Raw genomic sequence first — 21,149 nt, forward strand, 5'->3', positions numbered from 1 at the left:
TCGACAGCTGGGCAAGAACGAGGTCGCGATCGCGCCGACCCGCCAGCGGTCCGCGGAGCGTGACCTGGAAGGCGTACTTCGGCGGGATGGCAGCCGTAGGACATGGGTATAGTGCAGTCACAACCTTTTACTCAGGCACAGGGGCCCCACCGATACGTCGGTGGGGCCCCTGTATTTGTGCGGTCAGGCCACCTGCAGGTTGGGGCGTCCCTCGGCGGGAGGCACCGTCGCGTAGGAGGGCAGCTTGAGGTTGGGAAGGTCGCCCGCCTTGATGCTCGCGATGGCCTGCCGGAACGAGTTCTCCATGTCCTCGGGGCTGGCGTACTTGGCCGCGAGGGGATGCAGGCGGTAGGAGTTGCCCTTGCCGCCGTCCTCGTTCTTCGGGCGCAGCACGATGTTGAGGTCGCACAGCGGCGCCATGAGGTTGCTGACGGCCTGCGGGGTGACGCTGTACTCCCGGGCCATGTCCTTCTGCTTTATGGGCAGGTGGCCGCCGAAGTCGGATCGGTAGAGAAGGTAGTTGTAGAACTTCACCGAGGATCCGGAGATCGGCAGTGCCCAGATGCGTTCGGATACGACCGGGGACAGGACCTCAGTCATCGGTATTCCTTCCTCGTCGACGACAGCGGGACAGTTGGCGGACGTGTATCACCCGGTGCGCTTCCCTCTGTTGTAGTACGCCTGTTGGGTGAACTCGAGATTCAGCTCTTCCTGGTGCACCTCGGGTCCGATGGCGTTGGGGAAGGCCTCCGGATCGTTTTCGTGCCGGGCGGCGATCTGCTCGAGGACCGTGTGCTGGGCGGTGCTGTTCCCGTGGAACCAGAGTTTCACGTTCAGCTGGATCAAGCCGTTTCCGGCCTGTTCCACCCACTTGTAGCCGACAAGCGCCCGGACTGCGCGGTTCACCGTGGAACGGGTGATCCGCTTACCGCCCTTCTTGACGGCGAGCTTGTTCAGGCCGTCGGTGATCTCCTGTTGGGTGTACGCGGCGATGCCGGTACCACGCTCCTGGCCGCCGGCAACGTACAGGAACACGCACAGCTGGGACTTGGTGATGCTGTTGGCGACGGCCAGTTGCGCCAACAACTGCGTGAACCAGTTGGAGGCGAGGCTGTAGCCGGCGTCGCCTGCCATGTCGTGCACGGCTCGGTGGTCGGGCTCGTACTCGAACGTGACGTTCTTGAGCTTGCGGCGGTCGCGGGGGTCGGCGCTCGGGTTGGCCTGGCCTAGCTGCTCACCCAGCACCTGCAAGAGGTCGTCGAAGCCGACGTCCTCGGACGTTCCGTCGGGGACAGCTCGGGGGCGCGGGCTGCGGGGTGTTGGCGGATCAGATGTCACAGGACCTCCTTGTTACTCAGGCGCTCCAGACACTAGCCCAAAAATCAACCAGAGCTTGTCTTTTGGTGCGGAGGCGCGCCGAAGAATCCACCGAAGCCACTTCCTGCCGCACGGCTGCCCCAGAAATCAACTCTGCGTTGAGATTCAGTGCCGCCCGACCCCTCCAATCAAGCGGTGCTTGATTTCCTGTGTCGCAATGGCGACACATTCACCACTCCGCGGACCTCCGCAGCAGCCCCTTCGACGGTCTCGGTGTACCGCCCTGACCTGCGGCGTCCCCTGCCGAAGGTCAGGCGTCCAAGAATCAACTGGCGCTTGATTTCCCGGGCCAAATGTGCCCGCCACGTTGACATTTCGAGGTGGCAAATGTGCTCCGCAGAACACCATGGATGTTCTAAAAGTGCAGGTCAGAGACCTGCCGGTGCGACCGCTTCTTACTAAAGAGCAACCACGGAGTGACCTGCCGCCCGGGTCCGTGCGGTCGGCCCGACAACCGGCGCAAAGATCTGCATACAACCTGCGGCCGCCCTGAACCACCCATCATGGACCTGTACCACCGAAAGCCAGCCACGACGCTGGGGCACATAGACGATCAGGAGCGGAGGCCACCCGCACCACCACCTAGCCTCAGCCACGCCATCTGCCTTTCGGACCGTCACCACCGTCTTGCCGCAGTGGCTTTGACTCCTTCGCATCGGTAGCCGAGGACGGGCAAGAACTTCGGATGACACCAGAGAGCGCCGGACGTCGTCCATCGCTTCCCACAGGCGACGGTCACTTCTTGGACGCGGGCCGCGCTGAGCGGCGGCTGCACGAGCTGGGCAACGTCATCCTGGTCGTGTTCGCCCGTCCCTCATCGTCCTCCGTACCTGGTCGGCCAGACCAGGACGTAAGTGAGTGATCTTGCCCAGGGCCGGGCCGTCTGCGGCAGTTGGACGCTGGCGCTACCCCAGGCAGGACACGGTCTGCTGAGGCAAGCGGTACGCTGCGCCCGATCCCGACCTGAGGAACAGCACGATGACGAAGCGCGGTCTCCCCCATCCCGAGCACCTCCGCCTGGGCCAGGTCCTCTCCGGCCTGCGGAGCCAGTTGGTGCACGAGCAGACCGGGTTGGTGAACGCGTACCCGCGGACAGGACCGAGGGCGTTTCCGGCGGAGCAACTGCAGGTGGCCATCGACGCGTTGGATGCAGCCCGCAGCGCGCTGGAGAATGCCGTGTTCGATGAGCACCCCGAAGTGGCCGAGACGTACGACTATTACCCGTACGAGGAGCATCGGGCGGAGGTAGTGGTGCCGGAGAAGCCGGGCAGCAGGCCGGGCCGGGTCCGCTTTGGACGATCCGTGGGGTAGCCAGGGAGTCGGTGAGATGGTCGTACGGCGGCTCGAATGTGCCGCACGGGGCTCGCTGAGGGCGGCCCCGCGAGATGGGTAGGCGGGTCGGGTCGGCGCTCAAGGAGCGAATCTGCTGTTGGCGGCACCCGGCCCGCTGGTACCGCGCCCGACCTGACCTCTCCCCCGGCGAAGTCGACGATCTCGGTCTGCCAGGACAGCGGGGTGCCGTAACCGGCTCCGGTGAGTACGGCGGCGGTCGTCGTGACGGCGGCGGCGTGTTCGTCGTAGCTGTCGGCTTCCACCAGCCGGCCTTCGTCGTCGGACTGGAGCTTGCGCAGCGCGGAGATCCGTATGTTCTTCGGCAGCAGCAGCTTGGCTTCCTTGTGGCCCTTCTCGGTGAGCACCCACTGTTGGTGTCCCGACTCCAGTCGTGTCTCCACGCGGACCAGGCCCGAGTCCTTCAACGCGTTCAGGGTGTCCCTGGTGATCCGGTCGTGCCGGTCTGCGGGACGCAGCATGCGCCACAGCTGATCAGCGGTAGCTCGCTGGAAGATCCCCGGAGCCCTCAGCACTTCCTTCCTTCGCACTCCGGTCGGCTTCCAGACCTGCGTCGGCCTAGGAGGGTTGTCGAACGCGTCGCGAGACCTTGACTTCCGGGGCTGATCTGCACCGATGCGCCCGGCGGGCGAAGTAGCAGTGGAGGGGGTGATGGAGGGGGCCTGCGCGAGGTGGTCCACGTCGTCGGCGGGCGCCTGGTTGTTGGTGGCGTGCGGCTTGCGGGCGGGGTCAGGCATGAGATCGGCGGGCACGGTGTCCTCGCATTTCCGGCCTGCGGGCCGGGTCGGCGCTCGTCCGGCCCCCGCGCGGATCTGCGCACAAGCCGGAGCCACCGTGAAGTAGCACCCCTTGTCCGCGGTCTGTTCATCCCAGCCCGCAGTGTCCGTTATGACCCCTGACCACCCCTTGACCGGACGGTTCGTCCGTGGCCGATGCCACACCACCGCGACCCCCGAGCGACGGGGCGGGAAAGGGCACAGCGCTCACGGGCTGCCCGACTGGGTAACGCCCTGCGCGAGTTGGCCGACGACGTCGAGAACGGTCTTGCCGAACGCGGTAGGGGCGATCAGCACGCCGAAGACCAACACGATCACGACGGTCAGCTTCTCGTCGTTCCGGCTCCGGGCCTCCGTACGCCTCCGCAGCCGTACGACGATGATGACTGCCAGCAGAACCGCAACATTGATCGACAGAACCACCGGCCCGCCCTCCCCGCCACCGTGAAACGTCCCAGCCCACAAGTAGCTCGAACCACTCCACGCCGTGGGTTGATTACTGGTCGTTGGCAGCAAAACGCTTCTGCCCGGCTGGATTTCCGGCCTTGACCCGCTCACGCAGCCGCGCACCGCCCACACGCGGCGCGGTGCAGACCCGGTGTTCGCGGCGCGGTTCACGGCCAGTGCACGACATTGTCGGTGCGCGCACCGGATGCCGGGATGTCCCGCACTCACCGCCGGCGATCAGTCGAGACGGGACAAGTCCGCCGTCATCGAACCCAGTCCGTGGAATTCCTTGAGCAGCCGGTCCCGCTCCAGCCACGGCTCAGAGCCGACGTGCCGCCCGGTCGTCGCCGCCCTGTACCAGCCCGGGAAGTGACGCTCACATTCTCGAACCGGCCCGTCACACAGTCCCGCAGCGGACGCCGAGAAGGCCCGTGTACCGCGTCCACGTTCGACAACTCGACGCACGGCCGCCTGATTCACTGCAGCCGGTACAGCCATCCAGCGCCCCCAGCGCCCTCAGTCGCGTGACTAGACGCCTCGCGGCCCCAAGCCGTCAAGTGGGCGGCGTTGATGTCTGTGTAGCTTTGCTGACTGTTTGGGTTGCGTGCGCAAGGGAGCTTCGGTGGACGTGGTGCGGATCATGGAATCGCTGGCCGAGCAGGGGGTCACGGTCCTGTTCAAGGCTGACGCCGAGCGCATGCGCGAGGGCGTGAAGCCGTGGACGTTCGTCGCGAGCGGAGCCCCGTTCCGCGAGGACCTCTTGGTACGGACGGACGCAGCATCGGTGGAAGCCTGCTTGGAGATCTGTCTTCCCCGATTGCGCACATTCGGCCTGGCCATCCCGGAGTCCGGAGCATGAGCAAGGGCCAGGTGGTGATCCAGCTGCCCGAGGGATCCTGGTGGGACTGGGACGTTGTGGAGTGGAACGCCGGCCGGTTGCGACTGGGTGCCGGGCACGACATCTCATACGCCCATCACTTGGAACTTGTCTTCTCCGACCCGGTCCTGGTCAGGTGCCCGGCCAGCTTCCACGATCCGGTCTTCCGTGCACCGACGCCGGACGAGCTGCGGCTGGTTGCCGACCAGGTCGGCGAGACACCACCTGTCGTCCTTGCCTTCGAAGCGGACGCTGGTGGCCCGGATCGGGCCACTTGCCTGATCGCTGCCGACCAGCTCGACATCGTCCAGGGCACCGTCTTTCGATACGTGCGCGAGTTGGCCGCTGGGGAACGTCTTGCGCCTTGGGTGCAGCCTCCTGTGGCCTGATCGTCCGTGATCTGTGCGGGGACCGTTTCGGCAGCTTCCGGCGGAGGCAGAAGTGCCCGTGCCTCGTCGTAGTGATGGCTGTGCTGGAGTAAGTGGTAGAGCTGGCCGATCATGCGGTTGAAGAGGCTGCGCAGGGCGGACGCGTGCCAGTCGCCGCGCTCGTCACGCCGTCGGCGGTAGTGGACCTTGGCTCCGGGTGACGCGGTCAGCGCGACGAAGGCCTGCGTCCAGCTGAATCAAGAGCGCCAGCATCTGCTTGCCGAATGCGTCCTCGACCAGTGGCGGCTGCCGAGCCCAGTCACCTCGCAGGGCTTCCCGGAGCCGTCCGATGTCGGCCTCGATGTCGCGCTTGCGGCCGGACCGCTTGAGGGCGGCAGTGATCTGGGCGCGGGTCAGTCACGCGGCTCTGGCGGGGCGCCAGCTTGAGGAGTTCGCGGGCTTCGGCCCGACACAGGCCGTTGGTCCAGGCGGCGGGGTAGTACTCGCGCAACAGGAACGAAGCTGGTTGGACATCTGCTGCCGGCTCCAGGTCGCGTCCTGCTGGACTCGGGCCAGGACGGCGATGGCGCGGGCTAGGTCGGAATCGTCGGACAGGGCCCGGTGAGCGTACACACGCTCCCCCGCGTTGTGCAGCTCTCGCCTGCGCGGGGGCTATTACGGCGTAATAGCCCCCGCGGCGCCCGAGATGGGAAGGCTTGGTCTTGTCATCAGGTTATGCCGCAGACAGCAAGGTGCCCCTCCCCTGTTGAGCTGGGAAGGGCACCTTGCTGTGATCACACGTCAGCTGCCGTGGTTCACCGGGCGATCGGTGAACTGATGCAGGACCTTCTTGAACTCCTCGGGGTCCAGCTCCTGGGCCTGCCGGTTGAGGAGCCGGAGCATCTCGAAGAAGACTGGCTTCTCCATCTTGAGGGGCAGGTGCATCGCGATGAACACCGGGTCGTCGTACGGCAGTGCGCGCACCAGCTCCGACGGCTCCGTCGGTTCCTCTCGCTCAGACGCCTCATTCTGAGATCGCGGTTCGGGCACGGGCGTCCCTACGGCGATCCCCTTGCTGCCCCGCTCTTCTGCCCGGGGTTCCTTAGCATCTGTTGGAGTCCCGCTGCCTGACGCGTCTTCCTTCCGTCGCCTCCCGGGCCGACGGGCGGGCTTCTCGGCCTCTTTTCGGGCACGCTCAGCCTTCAACTCTGCCAGCGCCGCCTCCTGCTGGTCGGCCGGCTTGCCGGCGATCGCGCGCAGCAGGTCGATGGGCTCCTGGCCGATCCGGGCCTTGAGTTCGTCGGTGAGATTGAGCAGCGCCAGGCGTTGTGACACCCATCCCTGGGAGCGGTGCAGCCGTTTGGCCAGGGCTACCTGGCTGCCGTGGATGGCCAGGAGGCGTTGCAGTGCGCGGGCTTCGTCGAGTTCCGCGAGGTCTTCGCGGTGGATGTTGGCGACGAGGGCGGATTCGAGGACTTCCTCGGGGGTGGCGCCCTGGTCGTCGCTGACCATGATCTTTATGGTGGCGAGGCCTGCTTCGCGGGCGGCGGCAAGGCGGCTGCTGCCGTCGACAACAACGTGGGTCGTGTCCGGCTCAAGGTCAGCTTCAAGCCCGGGATTCGCCATGAGGTAGGCGTCGCGGTTCATGACCGTGATGGCCTGCTTCTGACCGTGGGTCTTCAGACTGCCCGCGAGCTCCGTGAGATCCCCCATGGCGGAACGGGGATTGTCGGGGTTGAGGCTGACGCGGTGGGTGGGGAGTTCGGTGGGTGGGGCGACACCGTCGGTGGGGACGCCGGTCGCGGCAGCGACGGCCTGTCGGCGCGCGCTGACGGTGCGCACGGTGCCGCCGAAGCGGCCGGCACCCAGCTGGTCGGCCTTGCTCATGCGATCTCCCGGGCCAGTGCGCGCATGCCGATCGCCTGCTGCGATTTGGGGGCGTATGACAGCAGCGGCTGCTTCATGCGGACTGCTTCCTTCTGTTCCTTGAGATCACCGATGAGGCCGACGACCCGTGGATCCTTTATGTCGACCCATCCCTGCAGGGAGGAGGTGGCGATGAAGCCGCGACGGGAGTCGTAGAGGTTGACGACGATGCCGAGGTAGTCGATGTCGACCTTCAGGTCGTTACGCAGGTCCTCGATCTGTGTGGTGAGCAGTTCGTAGGCGTCTGCGGAGCTGTCTTCTGCCTGAACGACGATCAGAGCACCGGACTGGCCCGGCCTTTCACCGTCGCGGCGGCGACCGTAGTACGCGGCGGCATCCATGCTGAGGCCAAGGCTGGGCGGGCAGTCGACGACGATGACGTCGTAGTCGGCTTCGAGTGGGGCGAGCGCACGTTCCAGAGCGGCTTCCCGGGCCCGCACCGCCGAGAGGCGTACGTCGAGGAGGAAGGCGTCGTTGCAGGCGGGCAGAAGGTGGAGTCGGCCGTCGAAGGTGTCTTCTCCGATGGAGACGATGAGGTCCCGCAGATCGCCGTTGGGGGAGCCGGCCATGTGGGCGGTGAGGCTGTCACCGTCCATCGGCAGGGGCGCGGCTCCGAGTTGGTTGGTGAGGTGACACTGCGGGTCGAAGTCGACGAGGAGTACGCGTAGTCCGAGGCCGGGCAGGTTCTCGATGTCGAGTGGGTCACTGGCCGGCTCGCGTTCGGCTTGGGTATCGCTTGAGCGCAGCGCTTTGGCGAGCGCTTTGGCGACTCGAACCGCGTGGAGGGCGTTGGGGTCTTCGGCGAGCGCTTCACCGAGGCCGGCAGTGATCGCTGTCTTGCCGACGCCGCCCTTCTGGTTGCACACGATGATGCGACGGGTGATCTCAGGTCGTTCAACGTCCGGTGCGGGGTTGGAGTCGAGCCACAGCTGGATGGACTGAGCCAGGCCCTGGATCAGGGAGACGCCGCGGTCTGTGGTGACCTGGCGGAACTCTTCCCACTGGCCGGGGGGCAAGAAGGTGGAGAAGGAGTCGGCGCCGGCCGTGTCGATGGTTGCCGGGGTGGAGGCCAGGCTGCACCAGTCGCGGATGCCCTGCTCGACGGCCGTCTGGATCTCGATGCCGTGCTGGGCGGATCTGATTTTGAGGTTCTGCCGGAGCCATCCCGGCAGCTTGGAGACGACCTTCTCGCGGTCGCTGGAGGTGGCTGGAGAACTCATGGATGACACCTTACTAACGTTCATGATCCTTAGCTGCATCGACACGTTAGCTATGCATATCTGTTGGTGCGTCAGCCCCGCCGCTGCTGCTCTCGGAGCTATTACGGCGTAATAGCCGGGCCGTGGCCGCCAGGAGCGGCGCTCCCCTATTACGGCGTAATAGGGGAGCCGCCCTGCACGGCGCCTGTCGGCCATCGCAGCGTTGACGGGAAGCAGGGGAGCGGCATAACCAGGGGTGAGGACGGACAGAGTTAGCGCCGGCGCGGCAACTGCTGGGGGGTCCTCGACGAGGAAAGGGTGATCATGGGAGCAGACGATTGGTCAGCTCTGGCTGGGGTGTCGTCAACGGTGCTGGCGCTGGCAGCGGTGGCAGTAGCCCTGATCGCGTAGGCCCTGACTGCCTACGTCACCTTGCTCTGGTGCTTCGAACGGATTGAGGCAGGCCGTACCGCCTTGGCCGGGGGGTGCCCCTATGTCTTTGGTCAAGGGAAACGGGGGTGCGTTGGGTGTGGGAGCCGGGCAGCATGGCGGGGTGGCTGATCTGCTGTGGGAAGACGTGAGTTCCTTCTTCGACCCGGACTTGATGGGGTCGCTGCCGGCCGGCGTGTCCCGGATGCCTCGGTGGAGGACTGGCAGGCGGTCCTTGATCTTGTCGTGGAGAAGGGCTGGAAGTGCCAGTACTCCGAGGGAGAGACGGTGCTTCCGGTGCCCCGGGCGGAGGCCGTGCTGTCCCGCCTGACGGATGCCGAGTGCCCGGTCCTGCGGGCGTGGCCGACTGCCGACGTGTTGGCGATCTTGCGATTCCGCGCCGGCGATGAAGTCGACTTCGACGTCGACCTGCGGGAGTTGCAGGGCCAGGATCGACTTGATGTGTTCTGCGGCTTCCTTCGGGAGATCGGGCGGCGAACGCGGGGGAGCGATCGAAGTCTTCGCCGATGCATCGGACGCAAAGGCGCGCGCCGACTACATCCAAGTCCCTCACCAAGGCGATGTCCGCGCTCGCCGAGTACGACTACGTCCACGACACCGTCCTCGTTCGCGCTCGCATTACCTCACGCCGGACCAGGCCGCCGAGTACAAAGCCGCGGTAGACACACTCAAGTGACGCCATGAAACGAGCCACGGCATCCACCGTCCTCGCCGCGCTGGTCAGACGTGAGACGCCTGTGCACACGAGATCCGGCGCTGTGCTTCAACGTCAGGGCTGCACTGGGCTTTGCCGAAGGGTGAGAGCGCGCTGTTTCCCGGCGGGTGCCGGCCGGACAGAACCACGCTGGCCGGGTGACCCTCACGGCTCCCCAGATGGTGCAGTTGCCCGCCGATCTGTCGTTGATCAGCCTCGCTTACCACCACGAACACCCCGTCCAGGCGTACGAGTTCGAGAACACGTTGGAGGTGTGGACGGTCTCGGCCCGGATCGACGCGGACGTCCTGGCAGAGGACCTGGCTGCCTACAGCGACATGGACCAGGAGGCGCTGGATGCGGTCCAGGACGTCACGGTGGGCCGGATGTCGTTCGTGCGGGTGCGGATGTTCGGCCCGGACCATCCATGGAAGGCGATGGACTCCTACACCGGGGACGTGGCGGGCATCGGCGAAGTGGTCCTTGACGTTGCCGCCGGAGACTGGGCCCCTGGCCTCCAGGCCACGCTTGCGCAGCCGGTCGGCGACCTGTTGGTCATGGACCGGGTCATCCTGGAGCCTGGATGGCGCGGGGTGGGACTCGGACCCGTTCTGGCGGGCTCCGCGATCCGCCGGCTCTCGCAGGGCTGCGCCGCGGTCGCGTGCAAGCCGGGTTCCGCCGACGGACGCGAACTGACCGCGGATCAACACCGGGACGCCGCTGTGAAGCTGGGCGAGCTCTGGCAGCGGATCGGCTTCGAGCCCTTCCAGGACGGCGTGCACCTGCTGGACTGCCACCTGCAGCGGACCGAGGACCTCCTCGCCGAACAGGGGGAGTTCCTGGCGCTGTGCCAGGCCTGGCGGAGCCATCACCGGCCGTAGATGCACGGTCGCACGAAGCCTTCCACGACAGAGACCTGCGATGGGACGCTCAAGGGTGATGGCCGTGGCAAGGGGGGCGAGTGACATCTGGCGCATCCTGGGACGCCTGGTCGGGGTCGAACCTGCGCGATGCTCCTCGCTGGACAGGGCACGAAGCTCGCGAGGCGGGCAGCACGACGGCACCGCGCTGCGCATGTCCACGGCCGGCGCCCCGGAGATCGTGATCGCCCGCGCCGACACCTGCGGGTTCGTCTCCGACATCGGCGAAGGCACCGACGGCTGGGAGTTCCCCGACGCCTCTACTCCGTCGAACTCAGGTAGCAGCACGCACAAAGCATTCGATCAGCCCCCTCGCGGGGAAGCCACATCATGCCCGCCGGGCCCTCCAATGAGGAGACTTATGCTGCCTCACCGTGAACCACGCTCCCGAGACTGTCCCGGCCATCCCGACCGGCCCCCGTGACGAGGCCGTCGTCTCCTACGGGCTGCACGCCAAACGCCAAAGCGACCTCGCGCTGGAACTGCTCGCCCACGACCTCGACGCCCCGCCCGGGGCCCAGGTCCGCCAGGCCCTGGCGCTGAGCGACTGGCTGGACAGACTCGTCAGCCAGGCCGCTGTCGCTGAACACGAGGACGGGGCCAGCTGGCGGGCCACCGGCCGCCACGCCCTGAACGGCGGCGGAGACGGCCGGGCGGCCGCGGTCGCCCTCGCTCTCGCGTACGCCCGCCGCGACGGCAACCACCTGCGCACCGTGTTCAGCAGCACCCTGCACGTGATCCGCTTCCCCGAGCAGGCCAACGCCGCCCGGGCCCGGCCGGGCCGCCGTGCAGCACGAGCCGGCCGCGCTCGTTGCCGAGCGGGCCGCCGCGTACCGCTCCAGTTCCGGGCAGTGCCGCCAAGGGACCGCGGCCGACCGCGAGTTCGCTGCGTCCCTCACGGGAGTGTGCGGATCCGTGTCGTCCAAGAGCCGCCACCGGACCTCCAAGTCCTCCGACCCCGCACCGCGCCGTGGCCTGGATCACACTCGTCTTTCGGAGATTCATTGCCGGTGGTCCCGTTCCCCGGGCCCGAATGGTGAAGCATCCCGATCGCGCAAGGAGCAGCAAGCAGTGACCATCATGGTTGTCGCCGTCCCTGGACGCCGCGTGGAAGACAGGCCCCGGCTCGTCAGCACCACCCCGGACGGCATCCGCCTGGTAGAGCCGGCAGGCAAGCGCCGCGTCACGCCCCTCTACCTGGAGAAGAAGGGCGTGGACGATCCGCCGGGCCTCGTGCAGGCCCTGCTGGTCCGGTCCTTCGTCCACGGCATGACGTCGCGTGAGGTGGGCCGCGCCCTCTCGTCCGCCGAGAGGGACGCCGCCGTCGACCACGTCGCCTCCAAGCTGCTCGTGACCCACCGCAGCCAGCGGTGGCGGGAGGCCGTGTCCACGGCCCTCCTCGGCGACTGGTGCGAACCGCTGTGGGACAGCGGGCGCCTGCCGGTCACCGCGCTCGGCGCGCTGAAGGCGGAGGCCCGCTGTGTGCACCGGCAGCTGGTACCGGTGTGGCGGAGGCGGACCCGGCACGGCCGGGTCCTGTCCCTGGAGGCCGATCTCGGCGACGGACTGTCGCTGCGCGACCTGGTTGTCGCGGACGTGGACCTGCTCTCCTGGACGGTGGCCTCGGTGTTCGCGGACGAGCGGTTGAACACCGTGCTGGCCAAGCTGGCCCCGGCGGAGCGGGCGGTCGTGTTCGCGTACGCCGAGGGCGAGGGCACCACCTGGACGGAGGCCGCGTCCGCCGTCGGCGCCGCCGATCCGGAGGTCTTCGGGGAGCGGGTCCGGCGCAAGGCCAAACGGCTCGCTGGCGAACAGCGGCGCCGCGCAGCGCTGCGCCGCCCGGCTGCCCGCTGATGGTCTGACTCGGGCTCAGAACTCCTTCGGTACGGCCCAATGACCCAGCCCCCCGCGTGATTCCCCTCCTGTGCGGACGAGTTGCGCGGAAGGCCCAACACCGGCCAAGGCCCCGGACGCTCTCTGCCTGCACACGCTGAACGTGCAGCTCAGGGCCCAGGCGAGAGCTCGGCGGCGAACGCCACCGCTCGTATAGCCGCGCAGAGGTGCGCGGCTCGCCCCCGGCGTCCTAGGACTCCCGGCCCTGTCCGCGTCTCACCCCGCGACGCAAGGGGTGAGAGCGGTCCACGCTCCACGCCGCATGCGGGCTACGCATGCCCTGATCCCATGGGAGAGGTCTGCTGTGTCCACGCTCGCCCTGCTCGTTCTCGTCCTGCTCGGCCTGGCCTTCGTCCTCGTCCCCGGTGCTCTTGCGTACCTGGCGTACCGTCATCCCGCCGCGCGCGGGCCGATGGCCGTCGGCATCGCCGCCGTGGCCGCCATGGCCGCGATCGTCATCCCGATCGCCGTTCGCTGAGCCTGCGGCCCGGCTTCCACACAGTTCCGGGCCGCCCGCCGGGGCCGCAGGTGAGCCGGCAACCCCTCGTCCTCCGAGGCGCACCCGTGTGGTGGGGCACCAGTACTACAGCCGTCGTAGAACGGGACCGGAACCCTGGGAATCCGAAGCCGCGCATGGGTCGATCCTCACCCCGGCCATCTGCGGGCTGACGCGCCACTCGCCTCTTCCTCGCCTCGTCCTTCCCCCCTTGCTCTCCCCTGGTCTGTTTCCGGACCGTTCCCGAACCCCGTTGACAACTGCCACCACTCCCTTCCATCATCATTCCACTAAGTGATTAGTGGAATGATGATGGAAGGGAGTGGTGGCCGTGGAGTACCGCATCGACAGGCGGAGCGGGGTCCCCGCCTTCCAGCAGATCGTGCAGCAGACCAAGCAGGCCCTGCGGCTGGGCGTACTCGTGCCGGGCGACCGGCTGCCCACTGCCAAGGAGGTCTCCGAGACGAGCGCGGTCAACCCGAACACCACCCTCAAGGCGTACCGCGAGCTGGAGCGCGAGGGCCTGGTCGAACCGCGACCGGGCCAGGGCACCTTCGTACGCCGCACGCTGGGCCGCCCCGAGACGGGCACCGACTCGCCGCTGTACGGGGAGTTGCTGGCGTGGATGGCGAAGGCGGCCGGGGCCGGTCTGGAGCAGGAGGACGTGGCCGCGCTGGTCGCGTCGGCGCTGGAGAAGCAGTACACCACCGGGACCACGGCGGTCGCGGGGGTCAGGACAACGAGGAGCACAGGTGAGTGACGTCATGTACGCGGGGGAGCCGGCGCTTGAGGCACACGGACTGGGGATGCGCTACCGGCGGGGCTGGGCGCTGCGGGACTGCACCTTCCGGCTTCCGGCGGGCAGGATCTGCGGGCTGGTCGGCCCCAATGGGGCGGGCAAGACCACGTTGCTGAACATCGCGGCCCATGTCCTGAAGCCGACGCAGGGCTCGCTCAGTCTGTTCGGCGAGGCGCCGGGCTCGGTGGAGTCCGGCCGGCGTACGGCCTTCCTCGCGCAGGAGAAGCCGTTGTTCCGCCGCTTCACCGTGGCGGAGACCCTGCGGCTGGGGCGGGAGCTGAACCCCGGCTGGGACCAGCGCGCCGCCGAGGACATCGTCCGTGCGGGCAACGTGCCCTTCGACGCGAAGATCGGCACCCTCTCCGGCGGCCAGCGCACCCGCGTCGCCGTCGCCCTCGCCTTCGGCAAGCGCCCCGACCTGCTGCTGCTCGACGAGCCGATGTCGGACCTCGACCCGGTCGTGCGCCACGAACTCATGGGCACCCTCCTCGCCGAGGCCGGCGAGCGCGGCACCACCGTGGTGATGTCGACCCACGTACTCGCCGAGCTGGAGAACGTATGCGACTTCCTCCTCGTCATCTCCGACGGCGGAGTGCGCGTCGCCGGTGACGTGGACGAGCTGATGACCATACACACCGTGGTCACCGGGGCCAGGGAGGGTGAGGGCCTGCCCGACTTCCTCGGGTACCACACCCTCGTCGAGGCCCGGACCAGCGGACGGCAGTTCACCGCGCTCATCCGCCCGGAGGGCCCGGTCACCGGCCCCTGGGAGGTGGCCGCCCCGAGCATGGAGGAACTCCTGCTCGCCTATCTCCGCTCACCCGACGCGCCACCGCTGATCACTCCCACCGCCCAGGTCCAGGGCCAGGCGTTCGCCACCGGGACGGTGGCGGCATGAGCACCTTCACCAACCCCTCGACCGACGGCAGGAACGGGACGGCGAACCGGACGATGAACGGGACGATGAACGCAACGAAGAACGGACCCAGGCACGGGGCCGGGAACGCGAGCACCACGGAGGCCACCCGGCGCCCCCGCCTGAGCGGCATGACCTGGCTGGTCTGGCGCCAGCACCGGGCCGCGTTCTGGACCATGATTGCCGCCACCGTGCTCTGCGCGGCCTGGATGATCCACCAGCGCGCCCAGATGATGGACTTCCTCAACGCCTACGGCTTTCCCGCCAAGAACCTCGACGACGCGGAGAAGGCGTTCAAGCCCTACATCGGCGCGTTCACTTCCGTCACCACGGGTCTCACGGCGATACCCATCATGCTCGGTGTCCTCCTCGGCGCCCCGCTGCTCGCAGGCGACCTGGAGAACGGCACGGCCAAGCTGATCGCCGCCCAGTCCGTGAGCCGCAACCGCTGGCTCGCCACGAAGCTGGCGCTGACCGGGCTGGCGGTGACGGTGACCACGGTCACGCTGTCGGCTGTGTTCGCCTGGTGGTGGAACCCCATCAAGCTCCATTACCCGGACATCGACTGGACCTCCCGGGAGTTCTTCAACACCACGGGCCCGGCGCCCGTCGCCCTCTCCCTCCTCTCCGTGTTCGGCGGGGTGCTGATCGGTGTGATCCTGCGCCGCACGCTGGCGGCCATGGTCGTGACCCTCGGATTCACGGTCGCCCTCCAGGCCGTCTGGGGCTACTTCAAGCTGTCGCTCGGCGACATCGTCACAACCACCAGCAAGCCGGTCAGTCCCGGCACTACGATCACCGTCCCCTCGGTGCCCCGCAACGCACACTGGCTCGACACCTCGTATGTCAGCGGCAGCGGCAAACTGTTCGACCCCCTGACCACGTGTACGCCAACGCTGAGGGAGGAAGCGACTACGTCGTGCATGAAGAAAGCGGACATCGTCGGCGCGTCGATCGACTACATCCCCATCTCACAGATGAGCAGTATGCAGTGGTTCGGAGCATCGATTCTGTTCGCCCTGACCGCCGGCATCGTGGCGTTCCTCTTCTTCTGGGGTCGTAAGCGGCTCGTCTGAGGAGCCGTTCGCGCCACCGCGATCACCGAAGGCGGTGAGCAGGTGAGGCTTCGGTCCTCCCCCTGCTCACCGCCGCCGACGCGACTACCTTCTCAGCCACGCCAAGGACGACTGGAGCAACGTCGCACGGGCCGTGGCCGTACCCCTGGACGAAGTGCGGCGGCGCGAACGTCTGGCAGGAACTCGCGTCGGCGCCGGTCTCGTTCGGTGCGGCGGGCGAGGTCAGCGTCGTCGTCTCTCCTCCGTCTAGGTTCTGCCCGCCCGGATGGGCGGGCATCGTGCTCTTGGGTGGCGCGGCCATCGTGACGGCTCCGAGCGAAGAGGCCGCTGCTCGGATCCGCAAGGCCGTGATTGAGCTGTCTGCCGACGAGCTGACGGACCCGGAAGCGATCGGGAAAGTTCTCCCGATCGGTGAGGTTCTTGGACCTGCCGCACTCGCCTATGTCGCGGCCGATGGCTTCCGCCCTTCAGCGTCCGCAGAATTGTCCGTGGAGGAACTGCCCGCCGGTCATGCAAGCCTGGACGCTCTGGAACAGGCTGCCGGACCGGAGGACGCCGGCGAGGCCGGCCTCGCCGAAATCACCTCGCCCGCGTTCGTCCTGCGGGTCGACGGTCAGGTCGTTGCTGCCGCCGGCTATCGCGCATGGCCAAGCTCGACGGCTCACGTGAGCGTGCTGACTTCGCCTGATTGGCGTGGCAAGGGCCTTGCCCGCGCAACCGGGTCCGCCGCGGTCCGGTATGCACTCGCGCAGGACCTTCTGCCTCAATGGCGGGCCAGGATCCCAGCGTCGAGGAAGGCGGCAATTGCGCTGGGGTTCAGCGAGCTCGGTTTCCAGCTCAGCATCCAGTTGGTCTGATCAGCGGATGCGCGGCGAGGAAAGCGGCCCGCGGCATCTCCTGGTGTTCGGACGTCACCGCCGTCGTTCGTGCAGTACTCGGGGCTGCTGTTTTGGCCGAGCTGCACTCACCTCATTCTCAGGGTTCGGTCGGCGCCAACGGGCTGGCAGTGGGGTGCCCATCTTCCGCCGACTCAGCGTAGGACGGCAGTTCGCGCATCCGGCGCAGCGGCGAAAGGAAAACAGGCAGGAAGGTGAGTGACTGACCGACGGCCCCGGCCAGCAGCGTGGCACGGACGCCAATCGTCGAGCCGAGGCCGGCGAGCCGTGAGATCTCCGCGGCGTCGGCGGTGAGCCGCATGAACAGCGCCGTTCCCTGCGGCTGCCGGAGGACCATCCGGTGGTCAAGCAGGTGGCGAAGGCGAAGTGGCAGCCGCTACGGCAAGGACTCCGATCCGCTGATCGTGCTCACCGCCGCGGCCGCCGTGAAGCTCGGGCTGCCGGAGCGCCTGGAGGGCCATGGGCAGCCCCCATAGCGTGAACAGCCGCTCGGTATCCATGTGGTTGGTCATGGTGCTGATCCGGCGACCACCCGGATCACGAGCCTCGTCCAGGCCGTCCTCACCCTCCAGTTGGCCAGCTCAGACTGAAAATGGAAAAGGCTCGCTTTCTCGGAAAATCCGACGGAGAGACCCAATCGCCGACGTGCACAAGCTGAGAAGAGAGAGGTCGGCCAAGAAGGCAGCCCCCCTTCCTTCAAGCTGGAGGGGGGCTGCTTTCGTCGTCAGTGCTTAGCAGTACACGTCCACTTGCGTGACGTAATTGCCGCCGTCCAGGGTCCGCTCACTCCATGCCGGGACGAAATCCCACGTGTTGTTCCGATACCACACCCTGAAGCTGTTGCCGTGGGCCTTGGCATAGTTGAAGCGGCCGTAGATAGGGTTATTTCCGCAGTGTTCCATATTCCAGACTTGTCCGGAAGTGTCATAGACGCAGGCCCTCCCGTCATCGCACTTGTAGCTCTTGTACTGGGGCTGGGCCTCGATCGCAGAGGCGCTGGTGGGGGTGACGGTGAGTGCGATGGCTCCAAGAGCAATCGCCGTAGCCGTTCGGGCTGCAACCCGCTTGACCGAATGCATTCAGACCTCTCCTTGTCTGGGTGTTAGTCCGGCGAGCCTCGCGCACGAAAGCGTGCGGAACATTCGACGACTCCTGCACGTGAGCAGCGATGATGACGCTTTTTGAGACGCCGACTGGATCAGGGCTCGAGTGACTGAGCAAGCCCTAGCCTTCGGCACCGACCGCCGGGAGTCTTGTATGAAGACGCAATCACAGCGGGGGAACCTCAACCGTGACCGAACTGATCGACCAGCCCGGCGAATACACCGGACTGCCGGCCGCATCCTTACGCGGCATCGCCATCCGCTACCGAGGCCACCGCATGGGCGGCGCGCGGCCCGCGAGGGTCACCCTTCCCTCGGCGGCCGTCACGTTGCTTCTGGGATGGGGGCAGCCGCTGACCATCCACAGCGGGCCAGAACAAGGAGTGTCGCCAAGTCCGTGGCCTGCGATGATTGCTGGTCTCCAGACTGCGCCCATGCTGGCGGGCTTCAGTGGATCCGCATCTGCCGTCGAGATCGAACTCACGCCGCTCGGCGCATACCGGCTCCTGAACCTACCCTTGCACCACCTGGCGAAGACGGTCATCGACCCGGACCACATCATGGGAGCAGGCTGGGCTGCGAACGCCACCGAACAGCTGGCCGCAGCACCGCACTGGTCTCGCCGCTGGCAAATTCTCGACGCCCTGCTCACCCGACGACTTCACGGGGAAACGTCCCCATCACCTGCTGCCACCCAGGCATGGAACCTGCTGCGTGATCGCGACGGCGCCGTGTCCTTACGCGATCTGACCCTGGCCACCGGCCTTGGCCGGCGCCGCATACAAGGGCTGCTGCAGGAGCACATCGGGCTGCCCGCTCAAACGCTCTCCCGCATCATCAGGTTCCATCAGACCCTGGCAGTGGCATCGACCGGCCTGGACTCGCTCGCCGACCTGGCCAGCCGGGCGGGATACCACGATCAGTCACACATGAACCGAGACTTCAGAGCCCTCTCTGGCCAGACACCACGAGAACTGCTCGACATCTTGCGGCATACAGCACACCGGCACAGCAGCGGGCACTTCCAATCCTTCAACGACTTCGGGCTCCGCGCCCCAGCCAGCCGCTACGTGACCGCTTCTGCCTCGCCGATCTCCAAGAACAGATCAAGGCGGCAGCGGCACCGACCCCCTCGCCAAACGTGACGTCTGTCGGCCGGTTCTGCCATTCGGTCATTCGTCGACGCCGGACAGACGCTTCTGCCGCTTCTTGACGATCTTCGGCTCGAACGAGCCTTCACGGTCGCGGGGCACGGCTATCTCCACCGGGCCGACGTCCGTGAGCACGGTCTTGGCCCGGGTCCCGTTGCGGCTGTTGCCGCCGGTTTCCCAGCCGGATCGTGCTTGTCGTAGCCGAGGTGGTCGGTGATCTCACCCTCGAGGGCAGACTCCAGCAGCCGCTTCGTCAGCTGCTGGAGCAGCCCGCCCTCACCCGTCAGCTGCAGGCCCTGGGCCTGGGTACGGCCCACCAGCTCGTCAATGAGCTGGTGGTCCACCGCCCTCGCCGACTGCAGCTCAACTGCCTCGACGGACTCGGCCTCGGTCACGTTCTCACTGGTCACCGATGCATCTTCCTTGATCAGAATTTACACCGAACGTTTTACAATCCTTTGGACGTAAAGCGCCTCTAGGCGCACTGGCCTCGGCCGCGGTAGTGGGTGTACTTGCGACACACCCTCTGTCTTCCCGCGTAAGTGAGGGATTGGTTGTAGTCCCTGAGATACCGGTAGTTCTGGCGATACTTGTGCACCGAGTAGATCAGGTCGTATACGCCGACAGCGTGGAGGCCGCAAGAGCCGAAGCCTCTCCAGCGAGTCCAGCAACTACGGGCGCGGAACCTCTTGAGAGCCTTGATTCTGCGGAAAGAGACCACGGAGAGCGCGATGTTGGCGCCGTAGTAGTAGTGCCGCCAGTTGGGATTTCTGCCCCAACGGTCAGCGGTCCCGCAAACTCGTGGTGTCGTAGGGGCTGATGGCTGGCCGTCGGCCGCGGTATCACCGGAGGCAGGCGGTATCCGCAAGGGGGCGGGCTGACCGCCCAACGTCAACGGTTCGTCCGCCTTGAACTGCGGCGGATAGTTCTCCATGACCACGAGATGTCCGTTCTCAGATCCTCAGGATCCAGTGTCTCGTGTGTTCAACATCAGGGGTCAAGGCCTTCCATCGCATGGCCGCACTGCACCGTCCTGCCAGCTGACCGGCAAACCCTGACGGCCTACGACCGGAAAGAGCCTGGAGTGCCAGACCACCGCGCTGGTCTCCGCCCTGCCCGAACACCGAAAATCGCGTCGGCCGCCCGACAACAGTTCCCCCTCAACGACTCCTCATCGCCCCAACCAGGACAGCGAGGTCAGATCGCTGATGAGACGTCTGGCCGACCGCGCCTACGGGTGCGTGTCCGTGATCGCGATGACCTCGTCGAGGTGGTCCAGGGTGGCCTGCAGGTCGTCGATCTTGGCCTGGATGCGCTCGCGCTCGGCTCGCAGCATGGCTCGTTGCTCGGCGTCGGTGTGCCCGGAGTCCCAGCATGGAAGGAGTTCGCTGATCCTTCGGCTGGTCAGGCCGGCGGCGAACATCTCCTGGAAGAAGCGCACGAGGGCGATGGCGTCCTGCCGGTACAGGCGCTGGCCGGACGGGCTGCGCTCCGCGATGAGCAGCCCTTGCTGCTCGTAGTAGCGCACGGCGCGCACCGAGACGCCGGCACCTCGTGCCACCTCGCCGATGCGGATCAACCGCTCCTCTGCGGCCGCTGCGACAGTCATGGTGATTCCTCTCACCCTTAGGCCTGACGACCGCACTTGCCTCTGACGTTAGCGTCAGGTTTTAGCGTACCGGCCATGGATATCAACAACTCCGTCGCCCTTGTCACCGGAGCCAACCGCGGCCTGGGCCGCGCCTTCGCCCAGCGCCTGCTCGAACGGGGCGCCCGCAAGGTCTACGCGACGGCCCGCCGACCGGAGACCGTGGACCTGCCCGGGGTCGAGGTGCTGCCCCTCGACATCACCGATCCCGCATCCGTGAGGGCCACCGCCGAGGCCGCCCCGGACGTCTCACTACTCGTCAACAACGCGGGAATCAGTACGGGGACCGACCTGGTGACCGGTTCGCTGGACGCGGTGCGGCACGAGCTGGAGACCAACATGTTCGGCCACCTGGGAATGATCCGGGAGTTCGCGCCGGCGCTCGCCAGGAACGGCGGGGGCGCGATCGTCAACGTCCTCTCCGCCATGTCCTGGTTCGGGGGCAAGGGCGCCAATGCCTACCACCTGACCAAGGCCGCCGCCTGGGCCATGACCAACGGCGTCCGCCTGGAGCTCGCCGAACAGGGCACGCTTGTGACGGCGGTGCACCTCGGCCTGGCCGACACCGACATGGCGGCGGGCTGGCCCGTGGACAAGATCGCTCCGTCGGACCTGGCCGACGCGGCGCTCGACGGTGTCGAGGCGGGCTCCGCCGAGGTCCTCGCCGACCAGTGGAGCCGGGACGTCAAGTCCCGTCTGCCGCTGACGCCGGAAGAGTTCAACGCCGCAATGGACCGCGCCCTGGCGGCGCTGATGGCGGCCTGAGAGGCCCCTCGGGCCGACCGGA

At 67.1% G+C, this 21,149-nt stretch carries 21 protein-coding genes and 3 pseudogenes; 13 read left to right on the top strand and 11 right to left on the bottom strand.

Annotated features, from left to right (window positions below; translation table 11 throughout):
- Positions 1-183: 183 nt before the first annotated feature.
- From OG841_RS48090 to OG841_RS48105, 4 genes are all read right to left on the bottom strand, one after another.
- The gene (locus tag OG841_RS48090) at positions 184-600 is read right to left on the bottom strand and encodes a hypothetical protein (protein WP_328643802.1); all 417 of its coding nucleotides are present in this window, start codon (positions 598-600) and stop codon (positions 184-186) included.
- 48 nt (positions 601-648) lie between these two features.
- Positions 649-1,338: a hypothetical protein gene (locus OG841_RS48095; RefSeq protein WP_331723173.1), complete on the bottom strand. Its 690-nt coding sequence runs from the start codon at positions 1,336-1,338 to the stop codon at positions 649-651.
- A gap of 1,256 nt (positions 1,339-2,594) precedes the next feature.
- Positions 2,595-3,188 carry a hypothetical protein gene (locus OG841_RS48100; protein ID WP_371571372.1) on the bottom strand — a complete coding sequence of 198 codons (594 nt, stop codon included), beginning with the start codon at positions 3,186-3,188 and terminating at the stop codon, positions 2,595-2,597.
- Positions 3,189-3,710: 522 nt separating this feature from the next.
- A complete protein-coding gene (locus OG841_RS48105) occupies positions 3,711-3,926 on the bottom strand; it encodes a hypothetical protein (protein WP_328643805.1) in 216 nt (71 codons plus the stop codon).
- Between the two features lie 646 nt (positions 3,927-4,572).
- On the opposite strand from OG841_RS48105, the gene OG841_RS48110 reads away from it, so the two are divergent.
- Both OG841_RS48110 and OG841_RS48115 read left to right on the top strand, forming a co-directional pair.
- Positions 4,573-4,809, top strand: a complete 237-nt coding sequence (locus OG841_RS48110) for a hypothetical protein (RefSeq protein WP_331723171.1) — start codon at positions 4,573-4,575, stop codon at positions 4,807-4,809.
- On the top strand, positions 4,806-5,216 hold the full coding sequence (locus OG841_RS48115) for a hypothetical protein (protein WP_331723170.1): 411 nt from the start codon (positions 4,806-4,808) through the stop codon (positions 5,214-5,216). The genes OG841_RS48110 and OG841_RS48115 overlap by 4 nt, the downstream gene beginning before the upstream one ends.
- Before the next feature lie 29 nt (positions 5,217-5,245).
- On the opposite strand, the pseudogene OG841_RS48120 reads toward OG841_RS48115, so the two are convergent.
- The 3 genes and pseudogenes from OG841_RS48120 to OG841_RS48130 form a co-directional block, all read right to left on the bottom strand.
- Positions 5,246-5,828, bottom strand: a pseudogene (locus OG841_RS48120) (hypothetical protein); the annotation flags it as partial.
- 168 nt (positions 5,829-5,996) lie between these two features.
- Positions 5,997-7,082, bottom strand: a complete 1,086-nt coding sequence (locus tag OG841_RS48125; RefSeq protein ID WP_331723167.1) for a ParB/RepB/Spo0J family partition protein — start codon at positions 7,080-7,082, stop codon at positions 5,997-5,999.
- The gene (locus OG841_RS48130; RefSeq protein WP_331723166.1) at positions 7,079-8,341 is read right to left on the bottom strand and encodes a ParA family protein; all 1,263 of its coding nucleotides are present in this window, start codon (positions 8,339-8,341) and stop codon (positions 7,079-7,081) included. The genes OG841_RS48125 and OG841_RS48130 overlap by 4 nt, the downstream gene beginning before the upstream one ends.
- Positions 8,342-8,873: 532 nt before the next feature.
- Between OG841_RS48130 and OG841_RS48135 the strand changes: the two are divergent.
- The 9 genes and pseudogenes from OG841_RS48135 to OG841_RS48175 form a co-directional block, all read left to right on the top strand.
- Positions 8,874-9,247, top strand: a pseudogene (locus tag OG841_RS48135) (hypothetical protein); the annotation flags it as partial.
- A 375-nt stretch (positions 9,248-9,622) separates the two neighbouring features.
- Positions 9,623-10,345 (top strand): hypothetical protein, encoded by a 723-nt coding sequence (locus OG841_RS48140; RefSeq protein WP_371571375.1) that lies wholly within the window; start codon positions 9,623-9,625, stop codon positions 10,343-10,345.
- A gap of 413 nt (positions 10,346-10,758) precedes the next feature.
- Complete coding sequence (locus OG841_RS48145) at positions 10,759-11,424, top strand: hypothetical protein (RefSeq protein ID WP_371571377.1); 666 nt, start codon at positions 10,759-10,761, stop codon at positions 11,422-11,424.
- Positions 11,425-11,455: 31 nt separating this feature from the next.
- A complete protein-coding gene (locus tag OG841_RS48150) occupies positions 11,456-12,238 on the top strand; it encodes a hypothetical protein (RefSeq protein ID WP_371571380.1) in 783 nt (260 codons plus the stop codon).
- A 343-nt stretch (positions 12,239-12,581) separates the two neighbouring features.
- Entirely contained in the window at positions 12,582-12,755 is a 174-nt protein-coding gene (locus tag OG841_RS48155) for a hypothetical protein (RefSeq protein WP_328643812.1), read from the top strand.
- A 340-nt stretch (positions 12,756-13,095) separates the two neighbouring features.
- Positions 13,096-13,533 carry a GntR family transcriptional regulator gene (locus tag OG841_RS48160; RefSeq protein WP_328643813.1) on the top strand — a complete coding sequence of 146 codons (438 nt, stop codon included), beginning with the start codon at positions 13,096-13,098 and terminating at the stop codon, positions 13,531-13,533.
- 4 nt (positions 13,534-13,537) lie between these two features.
- Positions 13,538-14,470, top strand: coding sequence for an ABC transporter ATP-binding protein (locus tag OG841_RS48165; RefSeq protein WP_331723163.1), 933 nt, complete (start codon positions 13,538-13,540; stop codon positions 14,468-14,470).
- On the top strand, positions 14,467-15,564 hold the full coding sequence (locus tag OG841_RS48170; RefSeq protein WP_331723162.1) for an ABC transporter permease: 1,098 nt from the start codon (positions 14,467-14,469) through the stop codon (positions 15,562-15,564). Before OG841_RS48165 ends, OG841_RS48170 begins: the two co-directional genes overlap by 4 nt.
- Positions 15,565-15,866: 302 nt before the next feature.
- Positions 15,867-16,421 carry a GNAT family N-acetyltransferase gene (locus tag OG841_RS48175; RefSeq protein ID WP_371571385.1) on the top strand — a complete coding sequence of 185 codons (555 nt, stop codon included), beginning with the start codon at positions 15,867-15,869 and terminating at the stop codon, positions 16,419-16,421.
- A 118-nt stretch (positions 16,422-16,539) separates the two neighbouring features.
- Here the strand turns inward: OG841_RS48175 and OG841_RS48180 are convergent, their stop codons facing one another.
- Complete coding sequence (locus OG841_RS48180) at positions 16,540-16,761, bottom strand: hypothetical protein (RefSeq protein ID WP_371571387.1); 222 nt, start codon at positions 16,759-16,761, stop codon at positions 16,540-16,542.
- A gap of 430 nt (positions 16,762-17,191) precedes the next feature.
- Entirely contained in the window at positions 17,192-17,539 is a 348-nt protein-coding gene (locus OG841_RS48185; RefSeq protein ID WP_328643817.1) for a hypothetical protein, read from the bottom strand.
- 212 nt (positions 17,540-17,751) lie between these two features.
- On the opposite strand from OG841_RS48185, the gene OG841_RS48190 reads away from it, so the two are divergent.
- Positions 17,752-18,708: a helix-turn-helix domain-containing protein gene (locus OG841_RS48190; protein ID WP_331723826.1), complete on the top strand. Its 957-nt coding sequence runs from the start codon at positions 17,752-17,754 to the stop codon at positions 18,706-18,708.
- A 30-nt stretch (positions 18,709-18,738) separates the two neighbouring features.
- Here the strand turns inward: OG841_RS48190 and OG841_RS48195 are convergent.
- Positions 18,739-19,058 (bottom strand): annotated as a pseudogene (locus tag OG841_RS48195) (transposase); the annotation flags it as partial.
- 887 nt (positions 19,059-19,945) lie between these two features.
- Positions 19,946-20,323 (bottom strand): MerR family transcriptional regulator, encoded by a 378-nt coding sequence (locus tag OG841_RS48200; RefSeq protein WP_328643819.1) that lies wholly within the window; start codon positions 20,321-20,323, stop codon positions 19,946-19,948.
- 75 nt (positions 20,324-20,398) lie between these two features.
- On the opposite strand from OG841_RS48200, the gene OG841_RS48205 reads away from it, so the two are divergent.
- Positions 20,399-21,127, top strand: coding sequence for an SDR family oxidoreductase (locus tag OG841_RS48205; RefSeq protein WP_331723827.1), 729 nt, complete (start codon positions 20,399-20,401; stop codon positions 21,125-21,127).
- The last annotated feature ends 22 nt before the right edge of the window (positions 21,128-21,149 follow it).

It is taken from the genome of Streptomyces canus, from assembly GCF_041435015.1.
GTDB classification, from domain to species: Bacteria; Actinomycetota; Actinomycetes; order Streptomycetales; family Streptomycetaceae; genus Streptomyces; species Streptomyces canus_G.